The 6277-nt window shown below is 40.8% G+C and carries 7 protein-coding genes; 5 read left to right on the forward strand and 2 right to left on the reverse strand.

Annotated elements, in window-relative coordinates:
- Both rpmA and cgtA read left to right on the forward strand, forming a co-directional pair.
- Positions 1–189, forward strand: a 189-nt coding sequence (rpmA, locus tag BHE89_RS07495) for a 50S ribosomal protein L27 (protein ID WP_128860372.1), incomplete at its 5' end; no start/stop codon positions are given.
- A gap of 131 nt (positions 190–320) precedes the next feature.
- On the forward strand, positions 321–1493 hold the full coding sequence (gene cgtA / locus BHE89_RS07500) for an Obg family GTPase CgtA (RefSeq protein ID WP_069369851.1): 1173 nt from the start codon (positions 321–323) through the stop codon (positions 1491–1493).
- Between the two features lie 78 nt (positions 1494–1571).
- Here the strand turns inward: cgtA and dacB are convergent, their stop codons facing one another.
- A complete protein-coding gene (dacB, locus tag BHE89_RS07505; protein ID WP_069369850.1) occupies positions 1572–3014 on the reverse strand; it encodes a serine-type D-Ala-D-Ala carboxypeptidase in 1443 nt (480 codons plus the stop codon).
- Between the two features lie 410 nt (positions 3015–3424).
- Between dacB and greA the strand changes: the two genes are divergently transcribed.
- On the forward strand, positions 3425–3901 hold the full coding sequence (gene greA / locus BHE89_RS07510; RefSeq protein WP_069369849.1) for a transcription elongation factor GreA: 477 nt from the start codon (positions 3425–3427) through the stop codon (positions 3899–3901).
- Positions 3902–4022: 121 nt separating this feature from the next.
- On the opposite strand, the gene yhbY is transcribed toward greA, so the two are convergent.
- Positions 4023–4316, reverse strand: coding sequence for a ribosome assembly RNA-binding protein YhbY (gene yhbY, locus BHE89_RS07515; RefSeq protein WP_036914752.1), 294 nt, complete (start codon positions 4314–4316; stop codon positions 4023–4025).
- A 144-nt stretch (positions 4317–4460) separates the two neighbouring features.
- On the opposite strand from yhbY, the gene rlmE reads away from it, so the two are divergent.
- Together rlmE and BHE89_RS07525 are read left to right on the forward strand one after the other, a co-directional pair.
- Complete coding sequence (gene rlmE / locus BHE89_RS07520) at positions 4461–5090, forward strand: 23S rRNA (uridine(2552)-2'-O)-methyltransferase RlmE (protein WP_069369848.1); 630 nt, start codon at positions 4461–4463, stop codon at positions 5088–5090.
- 56 nt (positions 5091–5146) lie between these two features.
- Positions 5147–6277: ATP-dependent metallopeptidase FtsH/Yme1/Tma family protein (locus BHE89_RS07525; RefSeq protein ID WP_171742476.1), on the forward strand; the 1131-nt coding region annotated here is incomplete at its 3' end.

The following is a 6277-nucleotide window of genomic DNA, read 5'->3' on the forward strand; positions in this document are numbered from 1 at the left end:
AAACGTTTCGGTGGTGAAGCTGTATTAGCAGGTAGCATCATCGTTCGTCAACGTGGTACTAAGTTCCATGCAGGTACTAACGTTGGTTGTGGTCGTGACCATACCCTGTTTGCATTAGCTGACGGAAAAATTAAGTTCGAAGTTAAAGGTCCAAACAACCGTAAATTTATCAGCATCGAAGCTGAATAATTACTGGTCCTTTAAGCACCGAGTCAAAAGCCCTGCAAATCTGTTGCGGGGCTTTTTATATTTAAAAAAAGGCCATCTCTGGGTAATTTCGGCCATCCAGCACGTTAATGGCTACTATACGGAGTAAAATCATGAAATTTGTTGATGAGGCCAAGATCCTAATCGTCGCGGGCGATGGTGGTAACGGCTGTGTAAGCTTTCGTCGCGAAAAATATATCCCTAACGGGGGACCAGACGGTGGTGATGGTGGTGATGGTGGTGATGTCTACATGATTGCAGACGAAAACCTTAACACCTTAATTGATTACCGTTTTACAAAATCTTATCGCGCAGAACGAGGTGAAAATGGTCACAGTCGTGATTGCACCGGTAAGCGTGGTCAAGATATTACTATTAGTGTTCCTGTGGGAACGCGTGTCCGTGATTTAGCAACAAATGAAATCATTGCTGACTTGACTGCTCACGGTCAAAAACAAATGGTTGCTAAAGGCGGCTTCCACGGTTTAGGTAATACGCGTTTTAAATCGTCGGTTAACCGTGCTCCACGTCAACGTACAATGGGTACGCCGGGTGAATCTCGAGAAGTACTATTAGAGCTAATGTTATTAGCTGATGTGGGCATGCTTGGTATGCCAAATGCGGGTAAATCTACATTTATTCGTGCGGTATCAGCAGCAAAACCTAAAGTTGCAGATTATCCATTTACGACGTTAGTACCAAGCTTAGGTGTGGTTCGTATGGATAATCACCAAAGCTTTGTTGTTGCCGATATTCCCGGATTAATCGAAGGCGCCGCTGATGGTGCAGGTCTTGGAATCCAATTCTTAAAACACTTAGAACGTTGCCGAGTACTATTACACTTGATCGATATTGATCCTATTGATGGATCAGATCCAGTGGAAAATGCAAAAATTATTATTGCTGAACTCGAGAAATACAGCGAAAAATTAGCACAAAAACCACGTTGGTTAGTGTTCAATAAAGTCGATCTTCTTGATGCTGAAGAAGCAAAAGAGAAGGCAAAAGCTATTGTTGATGCGCTAGGTTGGGATGAAAACTATTACATGATAGCGGCCATCAACCAAGAAGGTGTCAAAAAGCTTTGCTGGAATATCATGGAATTCTTAAATGTTACTCCGCGTGAGCAAGATATCGTTGCAACAAAAGCAGAGCCAGGAAAAGTTGACTTTATGTGGGATGATTACCACAAAGAACAGCTAGAAAACCCTGATTTTGAAGAAGATGACGACGACGATTGGGATGAAGATGATGATGAAGGTATTGAATTTATCTACCAACGTTAACTCTCAGGCTGATTAAAATAGAAAACGCCTGATTAATCAGCGTTTTTTATATATCGTTTATACTTATTGAGTATAAATCTAGCGGTTATTGTACATATCTTTATACAGATTAGTTTCAAAACGCACTAAATAAGCACGTCCAGCATTACGATTCTTTGTCGGTGGTGAATACGCTGAAACGTATTGTACAAACGCAACTTTCTGCCCATTTGCCGTAGTCATAAAGCCCGCAAGATTGTAGACACCTTTTAATGATCCCGTTTTGGCAGAAACTTTGCCATCAACACCCGCTTCATGAAAACCACCTCGATATTGCAATGTACCGTCATGCCCTGCAAGGGGAAGCATAGTCATAAAGTTTAATTCACTTTCATGTTGTCCAATATATTGAAGGACTTGCATCATGGTTGCAGGTGAAATGAGGTTATGGCGAGAAAGACCTGACCCATCAACCATAACGGTATTTTCTAAATCGATTCCCGCTTTTTGTTTTAAAATAGCGCGAGTTGCTTCTGCGCCAGAACGCCAAGTACCTGCAACGCCATAATACTCACGACCAATGGTTCTAAACACAGTGTCTGCAATCATATTATCAGACTCTTTTAGCATGGTGGTCAGTAAGGTATGTAGCGGTTTTGATTGTGTCTGTGCCAGTACAGTCACAGGTGCTTTTAGTTGAGATCGACGTTTAATATATCCATCAAGTTCAATATTAGCGCGTTGCAACTCTTCTTTTAAAATTGTACCAGCCCAATGAGCACCATCTTGAATAGAAAACATTAAAGGTACTGCATCGTCGCGTTTAGGAATACAACCAGTGATTACATAGGTATTTAAGTCACGAACAGTGACATCTAATTCACAAAAGCGGGTACGAGTTGAGCCTTTCTCATAAGTTTCAACTTCACTTAAAACGGTGACAGGATAGAAAGATGCTTTACGTATTGTGGCAATATCACCCTCTTTGTTGCCACTTTGTAGTAAGACGGAAAAACAGTTCTTATCAACAATGGCTGCACTAGGGGGCGCACTAAAACATTGAGTCAGATCATTCCAAACCCAACCAGGTGCTTTGTCATGGCTTGAAAAAGCAGAAGTATCAATAAGTAAATCACCCTGCACTTTTGTAACACCAGTTTGCTTTAATATGGCAACCATTGCTCTTAATTGCTGGCGAGTTAATGTAGGATCACCCGTAAAACGAAAGATTAAATCACCATTAAGCTGATTGTTTTTTATCTTGCCTTCTGTTTCCATTGTTGTGATGAATTGATAATTTCCACCTAATTGAAGTAATGCAGCAAGTGCAGTCACGACTTTCTGTGTACTTGCTGGAAGTGCTAATTGATCGGCATGATAATTAAGAGTAGGAGAAGCAGCGCCAACGGGTTGAGTTATTAAACCTACTTGTGTTCCTTCAGGAAGAAGGGATGTGTAGTTTTCAACAGGAATTGCTTGGGTTGAAAAACTAATGATACTTAATGTGTAAAGTATCCGTCGAAATGTTGATAGTAAGTGCATAATTTCTCTATCCGTGACTATAGCGTGTAACGTTACAGTATTGATTGCCAGAGGCTAATACTAAAGGGCAATGAGGGCAAAAGTAAACGGCAACAAACAGGATTAACGCATTATCGGAAAAAGTCTGTTTATCTCTTTATAAAGAGAGATAAGGCGTGAAGCGATGCGTCTGTTGTGTTAGATTTAGTTTTAAGTATGGGAGGGGGTAGTTTATGTCCCAATAGCATGAATTGGGAATATCATAGCGTCCCCTCATTCACCGAATATATGTAGAGACAGGCCCAATTTAAGGTTGCCTGTGTCTTTTTTTGTCTTGAGAAGAGTAAATAGATCCTTTTCTCTGTGTTGTTAGTATAAAAAATCAGGATGATACCTATTTTTTATTAGGAATAGTATTGAGGTATTAACACATGAATCAGATCCCTATGACAGTTCTAGGTGCAGAAAAATTACGCGAAGAGCTGGAATATTTAAAAGGTGTTCGTCGTCCCGAGATTATTGCTGCTATCGCTGAAGCTCGTGAACATGGAGACTTAAAAGAAAACGCGGAATATCATGCTGCAAGAGAGCAACAAGGTTTCTGTGAAGGTCGTATACAAGAAATTGAAGCCAAATTATCAAATGCTCAAGTCATTGATGTTACAAAGATGAATAACAATGGCCGCATTATTTTTGGTTCAACAGTTACACTGTTAAATGTTGAAACTGAAGAAGAGCAAACTTACCGTATCGTGGGTGATGATGAAGCGAATATTAAAGAAAATTTAATTTCTGTTAATTCACCGATTGCACGTGGGTTGATTGGTAAAGAGTTAGATGATGTCGTTGTTATCACTACACCGGGCGGACAAGTCGAATACGAAGTTTTAAACGTAGAATATATTTAATTTATAATTTTACGTTTCTATAGAAAACTAGACTGCCATCCTGTGGTAATATAAAAAAGGCCTTAAAAGGCCTTTTTTGCCATAGAGTTAGTTATGGCATTTTTATATAAAGGTACAAGTTTTATTTCGGTAAAATAATCTTACGTGCTTCTGAAGGACGATAAAGAACAAGAATTTTTCCGATAACTTGTACATTCTGTGCACCGCTTTCGCGTACAATCGCTGCCACGATCAAGTTTTTAACATCTCGATCTTCGCCTGCGATTTTGACTTTGATAAGCTCATGGTGTGCCAGAGCGAGTTCAATTTCTGCAAGAACGCCTTCAGTCAACCCGTTGTTACCAATCATAACGACTGGATTCAGGTGATGAGCGAGCCCTTTCAGGTGTTGAATTTGTTTTTTGTTAAGAGTCATCATTAATTTTTGCTTTGTTGGGATTGAAAACGATCTATTCTAACGCCATCTCTCAATTATCACCATAAAATGTCGTTATACGGGGTTAAATGAGTGAAAGAGTAAAAATATTGATAGCTAAGTGTATGATAGTTGGAAAACGCAATGGCCAATAAGAAACGTTCGGCAAGCTCTAGCCGCTGGTTACAAGAACATTTTAGTGATAAATATGTTCAGCAAGCACAGAAAAAAGGGTTTCGCTCTCGTGCTTGGTTTAAACTGGAAGAAATTCAGAAAAGTGACAATATTTTTAAACCAGGTATGACCGTTGTCGATTTAGGGGCTGCTCCTGGAGGGTGGTCTCAATACGTTGTACAGCAGTTAGGAAGTAAAGGTCGAATCATTGCATGTGACCTTTTACCTATGGATCCTATAGTTGGAGTCGATTTCCTTCAAGGCGATTTCCGTGATGAACTTGTGTTGAAGGCATTGCTTGATAGAGTAGGTGAAAACAAAGTCCAGGTTGTCATGTCTGACATGGCTCCAAACATGAGCGGTACACCCGCGGTCGATATTCCTCGATCCATGTATTTAGTAGAATTAGCGCTTGATATGTGTCGTGATGTACTGGCTCCCGGGGGAAGTTTCATTGTCAAAGTGTTTCAGGGAGAAGGCTTTGATGAATACCTGGGGCAAATACGCTCCCTGTTTACGAAAGTAAAAGTTCGTAAACCAGACGCTTCGCGGTCTCGTTCTCGTGAGGTATATATTGTAGCCACAGGGCGTAAACTTTAGTACCCTAAAGCTATTTGTTAACACAGTTGTAATATGAGGTTAATCCCTTGAGTGACATGGCGAAAAACCTGATCCTCTGGCTAGTTATTGCAGTCGTTTTGATGTCATTATTCCAGAGCTTCGGACCCAGCGATTCGAATAGTCGTAAGGTGGATTACTCTACCTTTATCAATGAGTTAACTAATAACCAGTTACGCGAGGTCAGCATAAGTGGTTATGATATTAATGTAACTAAAACAGATAACTCAAAGTACAGCACGTATATGCCTATGCGTGATGATAACCTGCTGACCACTTTAATGAACCGTAATGTAAAAGTAACGGGTGAACCACTTGAAGGCCAAAGTCTTCTGACTCAAATTTTTGTGTCTTGGTTCCCAATGCTATTACTGATTGGTCTTTGGATTTTCTTTATGCGCCAAATGCAAGGTGGTGGCGGTAAAGGTGCGATGTCTTTCGGTAAAAGTAAGGCGCGCATGTTGACAGAAGACCAAATCAAAACAACTTTTGCTGATGTAGCGGGTTGTGATGAAGCGAAAGAAGAAGTAAGTGAATTAGTTGAGTATTTACGTGATCCAGGTCGTTTCCAGAAATTAGGGGGTAAAATCCCTAAAGGTATTCTGATGGTCGGGCCTCCAGGTACAGGTAAAACATTATTAGCAAAAGCCATCGCAGGTGAAGCTAAAGTCCCATTCTTTACTATTTCAGGTTCTGATTTCGTTGAAATGTTCGTCGGGGTGGGGGCTTCTCGTGTTCGGGATATGTTTGAACAAGCTAAAAAAGCAGCACCTTGTATCATCTTTATTGATGAAATCGATGCAGTCGGTCGTCAACGTGGTGCAGGTTTAGGTGGTGGTCATGATGAGCGTGAGCAAACCTTGAACCAAATGCTAGTTGAAATGGATGGTTTCGAAGGTAATGAAGGTATTATCGTTATCGCGGCAACTAACCGTCCAGACGTGTTAGACCCAGCATTACTTCGTCCAGGTCGTTTTGACCGCCAAGTGGTTGTTGGTTTACCTGATGTGCGTGGACGTGAGCAAATCCTTAAAGTCCATATGCGTCGTGTTCCTTTATCACCAGATGTTGATCCAGCAATTTTAGCGCGTGGTACCCCTGGTTTCTCGGGTGCTGACTTAGCTAACTTAGTTAACGAAGCCGCTTTATTTGCTGCGCGTGGTAATAAA

The sequence above is a fragment of the Shigella sp. FC1967 genome, from assembly GCF_001743005.1.
GTDB lineage: Bacteria > Pseudomonadota > Gammaproteobacteria > Enterobacterales > Enterobacteriaceae > Proteus.